This window comes from Paraburkholderia tagetis (assembly GCF_022213065.1).
Taxonomy (GTDB): Bacteria; Pseudomonadota; Gammaproteobacteria; order Burkholderiales; family Burkholderiaceae; genus Paraburkholderia; species Paraburkholderia tagetis.
Map to the genome: position 1 here is coordinate 212,793 of NZ_JAKLJA010000006.1, position 15,742 is coordinate 228,534.

Annotated in this window: 12 protein-coding genes and 2 tRNA genes; 4 read left to right on the top strand and 10 right to left on the bottom strand. The window is 63.9% G+C overall.

What is annotated here, in order from left to right; all coding sequences use genetic code 11:
• Positions 1–379 precede the first annotated feature (379 nt).
• Positions 380–466, top strand: a tRNA-Leu gene (locus L5014_RS11125).
• A gap of 190 nt (positions 467–656) precedes the next feature.
• Positions 657–743, top strand: a tRNA-Leu gene (locus L5014_RS11130).
• A gap of 66 nt (positions 744–809) precedes the next feature.
• Here L5014_RS11130 and oxlT read toward each other — a convergent pair.
• The 8 genes from oxlT to L5014_RS11170 form a co-directional block, all read right to left on the bottom strand.
• Positions 810–2,135, bottom strand: a complete 1,326-nt coding sequence (gene oxlT / locus L5014_RS11135; RefSeq protein WP_338019278.1) for an oxalate/formate MFS antiporter — start codon at positions 2,133–2,135, stop codon at positions 810–812.
• A gap of 122 nt (positions 2,136–2,257) precedes the next feature.
• Entirely contained in the window at positions 2,258–3,652 is a 1,395-nt protein-coding gene (locus L5014_RS11140) for an NAD(P)(+) transhydrogenase (Re/Si-specific) subunit beta (RefSeq protein ID WP_238463668.1), read from the bottom strand.
• A gap of 11 nt (positions 3,653–3,663) precedes the next feature.
• A complete protein-coding gene (locus L5014_RS11145; protein WP_238463669.1) occupies positions 3,664–5,250 on the bottom strand; it encodes a Re/Si-specific NAD(P)(+) transhydrogenase subunit alpha in 1,587 nt (528 codons plus the stop codon).
• 259 nt (positions 5,251–5,509) lie between these two features.
• On the bottom strand, positions 5,510–5,779 hold the full coding sequence (locus L5014_RS11150; RefSeq protein ID WP_238463670.1) for a hypothetical protein: 270 nt from the start codon (positions 5,777–5,779) through the stop codon (positions 5,510–5,512).
• 80 nt (positions 5,780–5,859) lie between these two features.
• Positions 5,860–6,300: a PAS domain-containing protein gene (locus L5014_RS11155; protein ID WP_238463671.1), complete on the bottom strand. Its 441-nt coding sequence runs from the start codon at positions 6,298–6,300 to the stop codon at positions 5,860–5,862.
• A 138-nt stretch (positions 6,301–6,438) separates the two neighbouring features.
• Positions 6,439–7,689, bottom strand: coding sequence for a formyl-CoA transferase (gene frc / locus L5014_RS11160; RefSeq protein WP_238463672.1), 1,251 nt, complete (start codon positions 7,687–7,689; stop codon positions 6,439–6,441).
• 95 nt (positions 7,690–7,784) lie between these two features.
• A complete protein-coding gene (gene oxc / locus L5014_RS11165; protein WP_238463673.1) occupies positions 7,785–9,530 on the bottom strand; it encodes an oxalyl-CoA decarboxylase in 1,746 nt (581 codons plus the stop codon).
• Positions 9,531–9,903: 373 nt separating this feature from the next.
• The gene (locus L5014_RS11170; RefSeq protein ID WP_238463674.1) at positions 9,904–10,623 is read right to left on the bottom strand and encodes a GntR family transcriptional regulator; all 720 of its coding nucleotides are present in this window, start codon (positions 10,621–10,623) and stop codon (positions 9,904–9,906) included.
• Positions 10,624–10,866: 243 nt separating this feature from the next.
• Here L5014_RS11170 and L5014_RS11175 point away from each other — a divergent pair, with 243 nt between their 5' ends.
• Entirely contained in the window at positions 10,867–11,247 is a 381-nt protein-coding gene (locus L5014_RS11175; RefSeq protein WP_238463675.1) for a hypothetical protein, read from the top strand.
• 76 nt (positions 11,248–11,323) lie between these two features.
• On the opposite strand, the gene L5014_RS11180 is transcribed toward L5014_RS11175, so the two are convergent.
• Both L5014_RS11180 and L5014_RS11185 read right to left on the bottom strand, forming a co-directional pair.
• On the bottom strand, positions 11,324–13,009 hold the full coding sequence (locus L5014_RS11180) for a long-chain fatty acid--CoA ligase (protein ID WP_238463676.1): 1,686 nt from the start codon (positions 13,007–13,009) through the stop codon (positions 11,324–11,326).
• Between the two features lie 92 nt (positions 13,010–13,101).
• Positions 13,102–13,875 carry an SDR family oxidoreductase gene (locus tag L5014_RS11185; RefSeq protein WP_238463677.1) on the bottom strand — a complete coding sequence of 258 codons (774 nt, stop codon included), beginning with the start codon at positions 13,873–13,875 and terminating at the stop codon, positions 13,102–13,104.
• Positions 13,876–14,175: 300 nt separating this feature from the next.
• Here L5014_RS11185 and L5014_RS11190 point away from each other — a divergent pair, with 300 nt between their 5' ends.
• The gene (locus L5014_RS11190) at positions 14,176–15,594 is read left to right on the top strand and encodes a glycosyltransferase family 9 protein (protein ID WP_238463678.1); all 1,419 of its coding nucleotides are present in this window, start codon (positions 14,176–14,178) and stop codon (positions 15,592–15,594) included.
• The last annotated feature ends 148 nt before the right edge of the window (positions 15,595–15,742 follow it).

Sequence of the window (15,742 nt, forward strand, 5' to 3'; positions counted from 1 at the left end):
GCTTGTCGATGGTTGTTCTCGTGGCTTGGACGTCGGATAGTGCGCGGATCGGGAAATCATGCCGCGCCCCGGTCTTCGAGTGCTGCAACATGCGGCTGCACAGACGGCGCGTAACGTTCAGTGAAGGTTCGATGTAGCTTTGAACGCTTGCGTCATACAGCGTCTACTGCTGCGAGGCATTCTAACACCCGGGCCGCACCCGGCAATTCAGCGTGAAACCTTGCCCACGCGCGGCGCACGAGGCTCGCGCACCTGACCCATGGCCGACGGCGGCGGCGAAACTTTTTCTCAAAAGGGCCTTGACAGGCCCTACAGACACGCTAGAATCTCGTTCTCTGCTGCACGACACAGTGCTGCGGCGAGTAGTAAGCGACACCTTGCCCAGGTGGCGGAATTGGTAGACGCACCAGGTTCAGGTCCTGGCGGTGGCAACACTGTGGAGGTTCGAGTCCTCTCTTGGGCACCAAGATTCAAAAAAGCCGGCTATATGCCGGCTTTTTTCATTTCCGGACCGTGAAGCGGCAAGCCTGCTGCGCCGAATGTTTCGCCTGCATCCTGCATGCCGATGCAGATCTTTCGCGACGCGAAGAATTTTTGAAAACATTTGTTGACAGGGTTCGCGGACGCGCTATAATCGCTGTCTAGCTTGAAGACGTGCCCAGGTGGCGGAATTGGTAGACGCACCAGGTTCAGGTCCTGGCGGTGGCAACACTGTGGAGGTTCGAGTCCTCTCCTGGGCACCACGCTTCTTCAAGTAACGGTTTCATCGAAAAAGCCCGCAAATTGCGGGCTTTTTTGTTTTGCGGGCCCTATTCGCCCGTACCAAGCGGCTCGCGAACGAACGCCCTGCCGGCGCGAGCCGCAGGCTCACCCGACTGGAAGATCCAGCGCCGCCGCATCGGCTGCAAGACCACCTTCGCGCACACCCCCGCCATCATCGCAATACAGGCCGCGAAATCGAACACCATGTTCCAGCCGCCGTGGACCGCCAGCAGCGTGGCAACCGGCACCATCAGCGCGGCGGTCCCCTTCGCCGTATAGAGCATGCCGGCATTGCCCGCCGCATAGCGCGCGCCGAAGGTGTCCGCACAGGTCGCCGGGAAGTTCGAGAAGATGTCGCCGTAGAACAGGAACACGAGCGCCGAGAACAGCATGAAGAGATACGGGTCGTGGCCGAAGTAGCGCAGACCGAGCAAGGCGAGCCCTTCGCCGAGGAAAGTGATGAACATCGTGTTCTCACGCCCGATCCGGTCCGAAATGAACCCGCACAGCGGCCGCGTGAAGCCGTTGCAGAGATTGTTGATCGACAGCGTCATCGTGAGGAGCGGCAGCGTCACGCTCATGAACGCCACCGGCATCGTGGCGAAACCGTACGACTTGGCGATCGGCCCGATCTGCGCGGTCGCGATGATGCCGCCCGTGGCAACGCACACGAACATCGCATACATCACCCAGAACAGCGGCGCGCGAGTCATCTGCCGGGTCGTGTAGTCGGTTTTCGTGGCCACCACGCGCTGCACGCCGGCCGCATGCGCGGGCGGCTTCGGACGCACCATCACCAGCGCGAGCGCCATGATGCACACGCCCTGCAACAGGCCGAAAAAGACAAAGGCCGTCTCGTAGCCCGAATGGTGGATCATGCGCGCAATCGGAATGACGGTGAGCGCCGCGCCCGCGCCGAAGCCCGCCGCCGTCATGCCCGCGGCGAGGCCGCGCCGGTCGGGAAACCATTTGAGCGCCGTGCCGACGCAGGTGCCATACACACACCCCGCGCCGATGCCCGAAATTACCGCCGCCACGTAAAGCACCGGCAGCACGGGCGCCCAGGCGTCGAGCGCCCACCCCAGCGCCACGCAGCACGCGCCGCCCATCACGACCGGGCGCGGCCCGAAGCGGTCCACGAGCCAGCCCTCCACGGGAACGAGCCACGTCTCCGTCACGATGAACAGCGAGAACGCGAGCTGAATGGCAGCCTGGCCCCAATGGTGTTTCGCATCCATGGGGACGACGAATAACGTCCACGCATACTGCAGATTGGCGACCAGCCCCATACAGGCAATACCCGCCACGAGCTGCACCCAGCGGTTGTGCCGCCGCGCCGTATAAACGGCGTCGATGCGTTCGGTTTGTGCCACGTTTGTCTCCCCGTATGTCGATCAGGCAACGTTCCCGGCGGTCTCGCGCGCGGCCCGTCTTGGAGACACCGTGCGCGAGACCGCCATGGCCGTGCGCCGCTAGCGGTCTATCCGTCTATCAGTCAGGCCGTTTCGAGCTGCCTGAGCAGAGCATCGACACTACCCTTTGCGTCGCCAAACAACATTCGGGTGTTCTCCTTATAGAAGAGCGGATTGTCGACGCCCGCGTAGCCCGTTGCCATGCTGCGCTTGGAGACCACCACGGTGCGCGCCTTCCACACCTCGAGCACCGGCATGCCGGCGATCGGGCTGCCCGCATCCTCCTGCGCGCCCGGATTCACGATATCGTTCGCGCCGATCACGAGCACGACGTCGGTGTTCGTGAAGTCTTCGTTGATTTCGTCCATCTCGAGCACGATGTCGTAAGGCACCTTCGCCTCGGCGAGCAGCACGTTCATATGGCCCGGCAGGCGCCCGGCAACCGGATGGATGCCAAAGCGCACGCGCACACCCTGCGCACGCAGCCTGCGCGTGATCTCGCTGATGGTGCTCTGCGCCTGGGCGACCGCCATGCCATAGCCAGGCACGATCACGACCTCGGCGGCGTCGCGCAGCAGCGCACCCACCTCGTCGACCGACGTCGCCACCACTTCGCCCTGCGGCGCAGCGCTTGCCGTGCTCGCCACGGCGCCGAAGCCGCCCAGGATCACCGAGACGAAGCTGCGGTTCATGGCGCGGCACATGATGTAGCTGAGGATCGCGCCGCTCGAGCCCACCAGCGCGCCGGTCGTCACGAGCAGATCGTTGTCGAGCATGAAGCCGGTTGCCGCCGCCGCCCAACCCGAATAGCTGTTGAGCATGGACACGACCACGGGCATGTCCGCGCCGCCGATCGCCATCACGAGGTGCACGCCGAGCACCGCCGCGATCGCGCACATCGCGCCGAGCGCGGCAAGCGCATAGGGGCCATCCGGTGCGCTCACGAAGACATAGCCGAGCACGATGCACACCGCGAGCGCCACGGCGTTCATCAGATGCCGGCCGGGCAGCACGAGCGGCTTGCCGCCCACCGTGCCCTGCAGCTTGAGGAACGCCACGATCGAGCCGCTGAACGTCACGGTGCCGATGAACGCGCCGACATAGATCTCGGTGTCGTGGATGCCGCGCTCGACGGCGCTCATTGCAACCGTGGGCGAAAGAAAGCTCGCGACGGCGATGAGCGTTGCCGCAAGGCCGACGAAGCTGTGCAGCACGGCCACCAGTTGCGGCATTTGCGTCATCTCCACGCGCCGTGCCAGCACGGCGCCGATGCCGCCGCCCACGAGCGCCGCGCCGAGCGCGACTTCGAGCCCCGCCCCGCCCGTGACGAGCAGCGTCGCGATGACCGCGATCGCCATCCCGCAGATGCCGAAGAGATTGCCGCGCCGGGCGCTCGCCGGATGACTCAGCCCGCGCAGGCTGAGGATGAAGAGCGTGGCCGAGCCGAGCCACGCCATATTGCCAATTCCACCAAGCATGACGTCTCCTCTCAGGTCCGTTGGAACATCTTCAGCATGCGCTGGGTCACGAGGAACCCGCCTGCAATATTGATCGTCGCCACCACGAGCGCGACGCCCGCGAGCACCTTCACGACCGTGCTCGTTTCCGTGCCGCCCGGATGCAGCAGCGCGCCGATCACGATGATCCCGCTGATGGCGTTGGTCACGCTCATGAGCGGCGTATGCAACGCCGGCGTCACATTCCAGACGACCTGATAGCCCACGAAGACGGCCAGCACGAACACCGTGAAATGCGCCACGAACGCAGGCGGCGCGACGGCGCCAAGCGCGAGCAGCAACACCGCGGCCACGGCCAGCGCGACCAGCGACCAGGCACTGCGGCCACCTGCGGCGGCGTCCGGGCCCGCGCCATGTGCCGCGCCATGTGCGGAAGACGCCGGCTGTCCGGCCTTCGCCCCAGGTGCGGCCGGCGCCACCGCCGCCGTCGGCACGGGCGGCGCCGGCCAGCACAGCTTGCCTTGCTCCATGACCGTGGTGCCGCGCTGCACGACATCGTCCATGTCGATCTTGAGTTCGCCATCCTTAAGAGGCGTGAGATCGGTCAGCAGATGGCGCAGGTTCGTCGCATAGAGCTGGCTCGACTGGTTCGCCATGCGGCTCGGCAAGTCGGTATAGCCGATCACCGTCACGCCATGCGCATGCACGACTTCGCCCGCGCGCGTGAGCTCGCAGTTGCCGCCCTGCTCCGCGGCCATGTCGACGATCACGCTGCCTGCGCGCATGCACGCGACCATCTCCGCGTCGATCAGGCGCGGCGCGGGCTTGCCCGGGATCAGCGCGGTCGTGACGATGATGTCCACTTCGCTCGCCTGGGCCTTGAAGAGCGCCATTTCGGCTTCGATGAACTTCGCGCTCATCACCTTCGCGTAGCCGCCGCCACCGCCGCCCTCTTCCTCCACGTCCACGCTCAGGAACTCGGCGCCCATGCTCTCGATCTGCTGCCCGACTTCCGGCCGCGTATCGAACGCGCGCACGATGGCCCCCAGCCCGCGCGCCGCACCGATGGCCGCGAGACCGGCCACGCCTGCGCCGATCACGAGCACCTTCGCGGGCGGCATCTTGCCCGCCGCGGTGATCTGGCCGGTGAAGATACGTCCGAAATGCTGCGCGGCCTCGATCACCGCGCGATAGCCGGCCATATTCGCCATCGAGCTCAACGCATCGAGCTTTTGCGCACGCGAGATGCGCGGCACGCAGTCCATCGCGAGCACCGTCGCGTTGCGCGTGGCGAGCACGTCGAGCAGCGCGCCGTTCTGCGCGGGCCAGATGAAGCTGACGAGCGTCGCGCCGGTCTTGAGGCGCTGCGCCTCTTCGATCGACGGCGGACGCACCTTGAACACGATGTCGGCGTTGGCCCAGAGTTCGAGCGCGTCTTCGACGATGCATGCGCCCGCCGTGCGATATGCTTCGTCGCTGTACGACGCGCGCTCGCCCGCACCGGCTTCGATCTCGATCTCGTAGCCGAGCTTGATAAGTTGTGCGACGCTTTCTGGAGTCGCCGCTACGCGTCGTTCGTCTGCGAATGCCTCGCGGGGCACTGCAATGGTCATTGCCATGGCGAACCTCCGCTCATGGATGAAGCGCTGTCGCGGGCGCGAGAAATCGGCGGGGCGCAAAGGCCCCTGGCGCGCCGATGGCGTGGCCATGTCGTCATGAAACGTCTCCTGTGTCGGCCGGAGTAAGTGCTTCAGCACTTACTCCGGCCCCATGCAAAGCCGGGATGTTGAAATTGTTCGACCGAGGCGTGGCTTGCGCGTCGCTCGCAGCGCCGCGCATCACCTCGTTGCCGTGCCTCGTTGCGTGTCGCTGAGACCGCTAGCGCGGCGGGTTGACCGTGCCGAGATTGCCGAGCATGACGAGCGCGGCCTGGCGGGCGCCCGCTATGGCAGCGGCCTCGCTGGCGAAAACGGTCTCGTCGGCTACGCGCTGCTCGGGCACCACGGCGGCGCGCTCCGCATGCCCATCGTGCTCGCCATGCTCTCCGTGCGGGTCGTGGATGGCGGCAAACGCCGCCCAACCGCCGTTGTGTATGAATTGACGAGCCGAGAGTTCGACCTCGTAATGTCCGAGTCTTTCTGTATGCATCGAAGCGCTCCGTGCGGACCTGGATATTGGAGTCAAGCGATATCAGGCCAGCCCGCGGGCTGGCTCACTGGTTCACCGGCTCAGGACTGCTGCGCCTGGGCCTGGGCTTCGAGCTCGTTAATGCGCTTGCGCAGATTGCGCTCTTCCTGGAAGCGCGCGGTCTCGTCGCGAATCACGGCGACGATGCCCGTGATCTCGCCCTGCTGACCATGCAGCAGCGCGACGGTAAACGCGATGGACAGCGCACGCCCGTCCTTGTCGACGGCGGGTACGCGCAGCACGTCGTTGCCGTAACGCGTCTGCCCCGTCGACATCGTCTTGTGATAGCCCTCCCAGTGGCGGCCGCGCAGCCGCTCGGGAATGATCAGATCGAGCGTCTTGCCCATTGCCTCGTCGCCCGTATAGCCGAACATGCGGGTGGCGGCAGGATTCCAGTACGTGATGTCGCCGGCGGCGTCCGAAATGACGATGGCGTCGCCGATAGCGTCGGCGAGCTGTGCGAAATCGATGGCAGTTGGCATGGCGGTTGGCATGGCGCTTGTAATGGTGTGGGCAATGTGGGAGAAGGGTTAGCCAGGCGCAGCGCGGCGCGCGCGATACTCATTCGCACGCCGCGCTTCGCCTGTCGGCCAGACCTGTCGGCCGGAGCGTCCCGCGCCTTAGACCGCGCGCGTCTCGTGCAGCGCCGCGATCTGTTGCGGCGTGTAGCCGAGATCGGCCAGCACCTCATCCGTATGCTCGCCGAGCAGCGGCGAACCCGTGATTTCCGGCTTCAGATCCGAGAACTTGATCGGGCTGCCCACGGTGAGGTACGAACCGCGCTCCTTGTGCGGGACTTCCACAATAGTACCGCTTGCGCGCAGCGACGGATCCTCGGCGATTTCCTTCATGCTCAGCACCGGCGCGCACGGGATGTCGAACTTGCGCAGGATATCGACGGCCTCGAACTTGGTCTTGTCGGCAAGCCACGCCTCGATCACCGCGAAGATGTCGAAGATATGCGGCTGGCGCGCCTGGGCCGTCTTGTAGTTCGGGTCTTCGATCCACTCCGGCTTGCCGATCGCACGGCAGATCGGCTCCCATGCGTGACCCTGCACCGTGAAGTAGATATACGCGTTCGGGTCGGTTTCCCAGCCCTTGCACTTGAGCACCCAGCCCGGCTGGCCGCCGCCGCCCGCGTTGCCGCCACGCGGCACCACGTCGCTGAAGGTGCCGTGCGGGTACTGCGGATACTCTTCCAGGTAGCCCACGCGATCGAGACGCTGCTGGTCGCGCAGCTTCACGCGGCACAGGTTGATCACGCTGTCCTGCATCGAGACGGCCACCTTCTGGCCCTTGCCCGTCTTGTCGCGGCCGATCAGCGCCGTGAGAATGCCGATGGCCAGATGCATGCCCGTGTTGCTGTCGCCGAGCGCCGCCGCGCTGACCGTGGGCGGACCGTCCCAGAAGCCCGTGGTGGAAGCCGCGCCGCCCGCGCACTGGGCGACGTTCTCGTACACCTTCAGGTCGTCGTAGTGATGGCCTTCGCTGAAGCCCTTCACCGAGGCCACGATCATCTTCGGATTGAGTTCCTTGATGCGCTCCCACGTGAAGCCCATGCGATCGAGCGCACCCGGGCCGAAGTTTTCCACCATGACGTCCGACTCGCGAATCAGCTTCTCGAGCACTTCCTTGCCTTCCGGCTTCTTGGTGTCGAGCGTGAGCGAACGCTTGTTGCTGTTGAGCATCGTGAAGTACAGCGCGTCCGCTTCGGGAATGTCGCGCAACTGCGAGCGCGTCACGTCACCGGCGCCCGGGCGCTCCACCTTGATCACGTCCGCACCGAACCACGCGAGCATTTGCGTGCATGCGGGGCCTGCCTGTACGTGCGTGAAGTCGATGATCTTGATGCCGTCGAGGGGTTTGCTCATTGTGATGGCTCCTGTGTCGGCCGGAGTTGGCGCTTTAGCGCCTTACTCCGGCCCCATGCAACATGGTTGTTAAAAAGTATCCTGTCCGATGGAACTTATTTCTTCATTGCCGCGCTTTGCGGATTCAGATTCGTGAGGCGGCCGCTCTCCGTGCCGGCCGATTCGTCGATCACTGCGTTGATCAGCGTGGGCTTGCCCGACGCGATCGCTTCCAGCAGCGCTGCGGTAAGTTCTTCGGGCGTGCTCGCCTGGTGGCCGATGCCGCCGAATGCCTCGATCATCTTGTCGTAGCGCGCACCCTTCACGAACACGGTGGGCGCGACGTCGGCGCTGCCGCTCGGGTTCACATCCGTGCCGCGATACACGCCGTTGTTGTTGAAAACGATGGTGCAGACCGGCAGGTTGTAGCGGCAGATGGTCTCCAGTTCCATGCCGCTGAAGCCAAACGCGCTGTCGCCTTCGATCGCCACGACCTGCGTGCCGCTCGTGACCGCCGCGCCGATCGCGAAGCCCATGCCGATGCCCATGATCCCCCACGTGCCCGAGTCGAAACGCTTGCGCGGCTGGTACATGTCGATCACCGCACGCGCATAGTCGAGCGTGTTCGCGCCTTCGTTCACGACGTTGATGTCGGGACGCGTCTTGAGCACATCGCGAATCGCACGCAGTGCGCTGTGGAAATTCATCGGCGACGGGTTCTTCTCGAGCGTCGCGGCCATCTTCGCGAGATTCTTGTTCTTGCGCTCCGCGATGGCATCGAGCCATTCGGCGTTGGGCTTCGGGAAATTCGCGTCCATGCCGGCAACGAGCGCCTCGACGCACGAACCGATATCGCCGATCACGGGCGCTTCGATCGCCACGTTGCTGTCGATCTCGGTAGGCGCAATGTCGATCTGCACGAAGCGCTTGGGCGACGGGGCACCCCACGTCTTGCCCTTGCCGTGCGAGAGCAGCCAGTTCAGACGCGCGCCGATCAGCACGACCGCATCCGATTCCGCGAGCACGTACGAGCGCGCAGCCGATGCGGATTGCTCATGCGTGTCGGGCAGCAGACCCTTGGCCATCGACATCGGCAGATACGGAATGCCGCTCTTCTCGACCAGTTCGCGAATCTGTGCGTCGGCCTGGGCGTAAGCGGCACCCTTGCCGAGCAGGATCAGCGGGCGCTTTGCCGTCTTGATGACATCGAGCGCGCGCTGGACCGCGTCGGGGGCGGGCAGTTGGCGCGGCGCTGCATCCACGACCTTGATGAGCGATTGCTCGCCCTTCACAGCGTCGATGGTCTGCGCGAGCAGCTTGGCCGGCAGATCGAGATAGACGCCGCCTGGGCGGCCCGAGACCGCTGCGCGGATTGCCCGGGCGATGCCGACGCCGATGTCCTCGGCGTGGAGCACGCGGTAGGCGGCCTTGGCATACGGCTTGGCCGCGTTGAGCTGGTCCATTTCCTCGTAGTCGCCCTGCTGCAGGTCGACGATCTCGCGTTCGCTCGAACCGCTGATGAGGATCATCGGGAAACAGTTGGTGGTGGCGTTCGCGAGCGCGGTCAGGCCGTTGAGGAAGCCCGGCGCCGAAACCGTGAGGCAAATGCCCGGCTTCTTCGTCATATAGCCCGCGATAGCCGCGGCATTGCCCGCATTCTGCTCGTGCCGGAAGCCGATGAAGCGCATCCCTTCGGCTTGTGCAAGACGCGCGAGGTCCGTGATCGGAATACCGACGAGACCGTAGATCGTGTCGATGTCGTTGAGCTTCAGCGCATCGATGACGAGGTGAAAACCGTCGGTCGTTGGTTGCGCTTCCTGCGCAGGGCTGCTCTGCGCGTCGTTCATACCTGCTTCTGCCATGACGTCTCCTCTTTGGCGGGGCGTTGGGTTACTCGTGATATACAATATTCCACACACAATATTAGTCAAGCGGTTTTTTTACACGCCCGACTCGTGTTGCAGCGCAACAAGCCGTGTAGCGCCCGCGTTTGCGCGCATCTGCACGTTTGCTTTGATGCGGCACACAACACGAGCCGCAACATGGGGTCGAAAGAGCCCTGCACAAAGCATCCATTTATTACGGAGTCCAAACATATTGAGCAACAAGAACCTGTAGAGGAAAACGCGGGCTGCACGAGCTCACACCGCTACCGCGGCGTGCCACTCAAGCCCGTGAATGCCGGGATAAATGACGACTGGCGACGACTGGCGAGCGGTGCAGCCCGCCCGGCGCTCAGTCGAGAAAATCGCAGTTCGCCTCGACGAACAACGCGAGATCGATCGAATGCTGGCGCACGAGCCGCTCCACTCTTTCGGTATCGCGTGCCTCGAGCGCTTCGATGATCCTCATGTGATCCACGATTGAGCGCGACGCGCGATCGCTTTGTGCGATCGTCATGCGCCGTATCGCACGCACATGCATGAAGATGTTCTTGATGGTCTCCACGATGATCGGCGACTTCGACAACTCCACCAGCGACTGATGGAACGTGATGTTCGTCTCCGAGTACTCTTCGATGTGCACGGCGGGCTTGTCCTCGCCGAAGTCCGCGAACATGTGGCGCAAGCGTGCGATGTCTTCGTCCGAAGCGCGCTGCGTGGCAAGCCTCGCGGCAATGCTTTCGAGCGCGGCCCACATATAGATCATCTCGACGATCTCCTTGCGGGTCTTGCGCAGAATATAGACACCGCGCCGCGGCACGGTACGCAGGAATCCTTCCTGTTCCAGCAGCGTCATGGCCTCGCGTACCGGGGTGCGGCTCACGCCGAGCTTTTCGGTCAACTCTTTCTCGTCGAGGCGGATTTCGTCTCGCGAGCGATAGATGTCGGTTTCGGCAATCGCCTGCTTAAGCTTCGCATACGCCTGATCCCGCAGCGAAGCGGTGGCGTGGATGGGTTCGAGCGTCAAGCTCAGCGGGGACACCCCCGCTACGTCCTGGATTTCGGCAGACATCGGTGGTTTGTCTCCAACGTTGTGTTTAGCCGCGATTAAAAAGCAAATTCCATATGTGCAATACAATATATCAGAAACGAGGACGTCACCAAGCGGGTTTACGCGCATGCCGATCGACGTCGGGCCGCACCGCGCACGTCCATACACAATGCCTTATATAAATCGAAAAAAACTTTAACTATCGTTTATTTATCGACGCTTCTACGATGGGTTCACGTCATCTGAACTCTCACGGAGACAGCCATGAGCCACTCAGCCGGCCTGAAGGCCACGGAACACGATCAACACCTGAGCAGCCAGTTGAGCGCATTCAATTCCGCTTTCGCCGAACTCGGACTGCGCTTTCGCTGGGACGCTCCCACGCTTTACGCACTCGGGTCGATCCAGGGTGAAGCTGCACGCCTCGCGGCCTACATCGAGACACATCATGCGCATTTGCTGAACGCGTACAGCATCGACTTTCTGTGCGAAGCGATTCTCGGGCGCAAGAACGCGCAGGCGCCCGGCGAATGGTCACCGGCTCACGCCACGCAGCACGCGGGATCGCGGGAAGCGTCCGTCGGGGCGGCGCACGGGGGATGGGACTGGAGCGAGCCGGGCCTGCCCGCGCTGGCAGGCGCCTGATGCTCGCGAGAGGAAGGAGGTTCGGCGCGCTTCAGGATTGAGCGCGCCTCATTAAGCGCCCCTCATTGAACACGCCTTAGCGTGCAGCGGCCTCCTCTTCCTGCAGCTTGCGCCAGAGAATCTTGCCGCTGCCCGACTTCGGCAACGTCTCGACGAACTGCACGATGCGCGGAGCCTTGTAAGCAGCCATGCTCTCGTGCGCCCACGCAATGATCTGCTCTTCGCTCACGCTGCCCGCCTGTTTGGGATCGAGCACCACGACGGCCTTCACGGTCTCGCCGCGCTTCGCGTCCCGGGCGCCGATGATGCAGACCTCCTTGATGGCGGGATGCCGGTACATGAGCGCTTCGACTTCGGCCGGCCACACCTTGTAGCCCGACGCGTTGATCATGCGCTTCAAGCGGTCGGTCATGAAGTAATAGCCGTCCGCGTCGCGCCGCACGAGGTCGCCGGTGCGCAAAAAACGCTTGCCGTCGCGCTCGATAAAGGTCTCGCTCGTTGCCTTGGGGTTGCCCCAGTAGCCTTGCATCACTTGCGGCGCGCTCATGATGAGTTCGCCCGCCTCCCCCTCGGCCACCTCTTCGAGCGTGATCGGATCGACGATGCGCGCATCGACGTCGAAGACCGGAATGCCAAGGCATTGCGCCTTCGGGTGCTGAGGCGGATTGATGTGCGTGGCGGCCATCGTCTCGGACATGCCATAGCCTTCCACGAACTCGAGACCCGTGAGGTCGCGCAGTTTCTTGACCACGGCGTCGGGCATGGTCGCGCCGCCGCCGCGCATCCAGGCGAGGCTGGACAAATCGTATTCGCCGATGCGCGGATTCGAAATGAAGTCGACCACCATCGTCGAGATCGCCTGCCAGCCGCTGATGCGGTAATGCTCGATTGCGCGCGCCGCGGCGTCGCGGTCCCAGCGCGGCAGGATCACGATCGTCGAGCCGTTGAAGAGCGGGCTGTTCATGCCGCCCTGCATGCCGGTCACATGAAAGAACGGCAGCACGGAAAGTTGTACGGCATCCTGACTACTGCTGAACCAGCTGCAACCGCCCACGGCCGTGCACATCACGCTGCGATGCGTATGCATGCAGCCCTTCGGCTTGCCCGTCGTGCCCGACGTGTACGGCATCACGCACAGATCGTCCGCGCCCGCGGTGAGCGCGCCGGGCATGCAACCCGCCGCGAGCACGTCGGCCCAATGGGTGACGCCTGGCCCTTCCACGTGGCGCGGCGCGCTCACGAATTCGGGCGGCGGCGAGAACGGCTCGTTCTTCAGATAGTCGCTGTACGTGGCAACGAGCAGATGCCGCAGCCCTTCACCTTCGCCCACCAGCGGCGCAATGCGCGGATACAGATCCTGCGCGACGAACGCCGTGCTCGCACCGCTATCTTCCACGTAATGCGCGAGCTCGTCGGTGAGATTCATCGGGTTGACGGGCACGACCACGGCATTCGCGCGCAGGATGCCGTAATAGGCGATCACCCATTGCGGGCTGTTCTGCATATAGAGCAGCACGCGGTCGCCGGCTTTCACGCCGCATTGCGTCTGCAGATAGCCCGCCACGCGCTCGGCCTCGTCCTTGAACTGCGCAAAGGTGACGGGCGTGTCGTAGAAGACGATAAAAGGCTTGTCCGGGTAACGCGCCGCCGAAACCTCGGCGTTATAGAACAGGTTCGTGGCGGGAATGCTCAGGTGCGGCGAGAGATGCGAAGGCCAGTATGGCGAACGCGTGCGCGGTGCGGCAGTGGCGGACGTGGGCATGGCAATAGTCGTCTCGTGAAATTCGTGAGATTCGTGGGATTGATGAGGTGCAGGCCGCCTCGCGCGGCGCACACACACCATCGAATACGGCGTCAGACGATGCTCGCGCCGCCGTCGATCGCCAGATGCTGGCCAGTGACGTGGCGCGACGCGGCGCTCGCGAGAAACACGATGGCGCCCTTGAGATCGCTTTCGTCGCCGAGACGATGCAGCGGCGTGTGATCGATCACCGCCTGTCCCATCTTGTCGAGCAGGCCCGCTGACATCTTCGAGGGGAAAAAACCCGGGCAGATCGCGTTCACGTTGATGTTGTACTTGCCCCACTCGGCGGCGAGTGCGCGCGTGAAGTTGATGGCCGCGGCCTTCGACGTGTTGTAGGCGATGGCCTGCATCGAGCCGAGCGATCCCTTCAGGCCCGCGATCGACGCAATATTGATGATCTTGCCGCGCCTCGCGGGAATCATGCTGCACTTGCCCACTTCGCGCGCGAGAAAGAACGGCGCGTTGACGTTGAGGTTCATGACCTTGTGCCACGCCTCGTCGGGATAGTCCTCCGCCGGCGCACCCCAGGTCGCGCCCGCATTGTTCACGAGAATGTCGATCTGGCCGCACGCCGCCAGCGTCTCGTCGACGAGCGGCTTGACGGCCTCCGGACGCTGCAGGTCGCTCACGATCGTCATGGCTTCGATGCCGCGCGCCTGCAAATACTGCTGTGCCTCCTTGAGTTCGTCGGCCTTGCGCGCCGTGATGACGACGCGACAGCCCATTTCCCCGAGCGCCTCGGCCATTTGCAGCCCGAGCCCGCGCGAGCCGCCCGTGATGAGTGCCGCCTGACCGCCCAGTTCGAACAATTCCCTGACCTGCATGCTTGCGTCTCCTTGATGTCTGCCGGCCCGCATGAATTCCGCATAGCGGAATACGCGAGGATCCAATCGATTCTAGTGACTCTGTCCAGTCATGGGAATCGGTAAAAGCACGGTCGTTCATTATTTCGAAAATATGCGTCCTGATGTGTCCGTATCGCGAGGCGAGCAGTTGGCAAACGGCGTGCAGCGTCGATGTCAATTCATCGACGCCAATTTTAAGAAGCCTCCGATATCGACCTGCCATCTGTATCGATAGGATTTATCCGACAAACAACCTCTAACATCCCTAACGCCCCGACGATGACCCTTGATCCGGAACAGCGACTCCTCCAGGCCTTCGTCGCCCACACCCGCAGTCCTTCCGACCCTGCCCCACTGATCCAGATTTGCGAAGCGCTCGTCGGCGTGAAGCGCGACGAGCAAATGCTGCCCTGGGCCGAAAAAGGCCTCGTACTCGATCCGCACAGCCGCAGCTTCGTTCACGCGCGCGCCCGCGCGCTGCGCCTTCTGGGCCGGCACGCGCAAGCGGCGCAGACGTGGCTCGATTTCGCGACGCTCGACTGGTCGCCCTTGTTCCATGAGACGAGGCTCGGCCGCGACCTTTACCTGAGCGGCGACACGGCGCACGCCATCGCATTGCTGGAGCGCGTGGTGGACAGCCCGGCCGCGAACGACGACCCGGACAAACTGCGGGCGCGCAGATGGCTGGCCGAGGCGCTACTCAGCACCGGGGACGCGCGTGGCTTCATGCACTGGGTCTGGCGCAATCTGAGTGACAGCGGCAACTACCGTTACAGCGCAGTGCCGATGTGGGATGGGCAGCGCGACCTGCGCGGCGAACGCGTGCTGGTCACGCACCAAATGGGTTACGGCGACCAGTTCATGCTGTTCGGCAGCATCGCGCAGTGGCGCGCTGCCGGCGCGGAGGTCCTGGTGACCTGCGACGCACCGATCCACAGCGTCATCGAAGCGTCGCTGGCCGGTTGCCGCGTTATCGCCGCGCGCCGTCCGCTGGCGCCGCGCTCGCCGTTTGACGTCGAGACGCTGCCCGCCATCGAGGCATTCGCACCGACGATGCAGGCCACGCTACTGCATCTTCCGATGCTCGCCGCTTGCGGCCAGCGGCCCGATCCCTCGCCCGATCCTTATTTTGCAGCCTATATCCGTGCACCGAAGCTCGCGCACGACCAGGCGGCAAACTGGGCGCACGCATTGCGCGCGCAGCACCCAGGCAAGGCGCTGGTTGGCGTGTTCTGGGATTGTGCGCAACGTCATGCCCGCGACATGCGCAGCAAGGAGCGCAGTTGGGCGGGACTGCGCTCCTTGCCGCTCGATGCGCTCGAGCGCCTGACCACGAATCCGACGATCGCCAGCCGCGTTCATTTCATTAGCCTCCATCACCCCGTTGCTGAAACGATGGGCGGCTCGCCGCGCGGGAACATCGCCCACTACGCGCCGGGCATCACGACGTTTGGCGACACCGCAGCTTGCATCGAGCAACTGGACGCCGTGATCAGCGTCGACTCGGGCGTCGCCAATCTCGCTGTCATGAGCGGCAAACCCACTGCCGTGCTCGTCAATCCGGCCGGAGAGTGGCGCTGGGGTGCCAACGGCACGCATTCGCCCTGGATGCACGATGCCCACGTGCTACGCCAGACCGCCATGGGCGATTGGGACGGCGTCGTATCCCGTGCCGCCGAATGGCTGATGCAACGCTGAACTTCTGCCCTCTTCCACCGTCCTGCCATTTCTCGCCCCCTGAACGAAGCGCCGCAAAAAAACTTGCGGTGCCCGCGCGACAAATTTCAATCAGGATTGCAAATAATCACCGGCGCCATTGCTCCCGGTTGGACAATTTGCCCGGCCG

Excerpts from the sequence above, each read along its gene's own strand:
- frc (WP_238463672.1), bottom strand. The coding sequence starts at position 7,689 with ATGAGCAAACCCCTCGACGGCATCAAGATCATCGACTTCACGCACGTA.
- L5014_RS11185 (WP_238463677.1), bottom strand. The coding sequence starts at position 13,875 with ATGCAGGTCAGGGAATTGTTCGAACTGGGCGGTCAGGCGGCACTCATC.
- L5014_RS11140 (WP_238463668.1), bottom strand. The coding sequence starts at position 3,652 with ATGCTTGGTGGAATTGGCAATATGGCGTGGCTCGGCTCGGCCACGCTC.
- L5014_RS11155 (WP_238463671.1), bottom strand. The coding sequence starts at position 6,300 with ATGCCAACTGCCATCGATTTCGCACAGCTCGCCGACGCTATCGGCGAC.
- L5014_RS11190 (WP_238463678.1), top strand. The coding sequence starts at position 14,176 with ATGACCCTTGATCCGGAACAGCGACTCCTCCAGGCCTTCGTCGCCCAC.
- L5014_RS11175 (WP_238463675.1), top strand. The coding sequence starts at position 10,867 with ATGAGCCACTCAGCCGGCCTGAAGGCCACGGAACACGATCAACACCTG.
- oxc (WP_238463673.1), bottom strand. The coding sequence starts at position 9,530 with ATGGCAGAAGCAGGTATGAACGACGCGCAGAGCAGCCCTGCGCAGGAA.
- L5014_RS11150 (WP_238463670.1), bottom strand. The coding sequence starts at position 5,779 with ATGCATACAGAAAGACTCGGACATTACGAGGTCGAACTCTCGGCTCGT.
- L5014_RS11180 (WP_238463676.1), bottom strand. The coding sequence starts at position 13,009 with ATGCCCACGTCCGCCACTGCCGCACCGCGCACGCGTTCGCCATACTGG.
- L5014_RS11170 (WP_238463674.1), bottom strand. The coding sequence starts at position 10,623 with ATGTCTGCCGAAATCCAGGACGTAGCGGGGGTGTCCCCGCTGAGCTTG.
- L5014_RS11145 (WP_238463669.1), bottom strand. The coding sequence starts at position 5,250 with ATGGCAATGACCATTGCAGTGCCCCGCGAGGCATTCGCAGACGAACGA.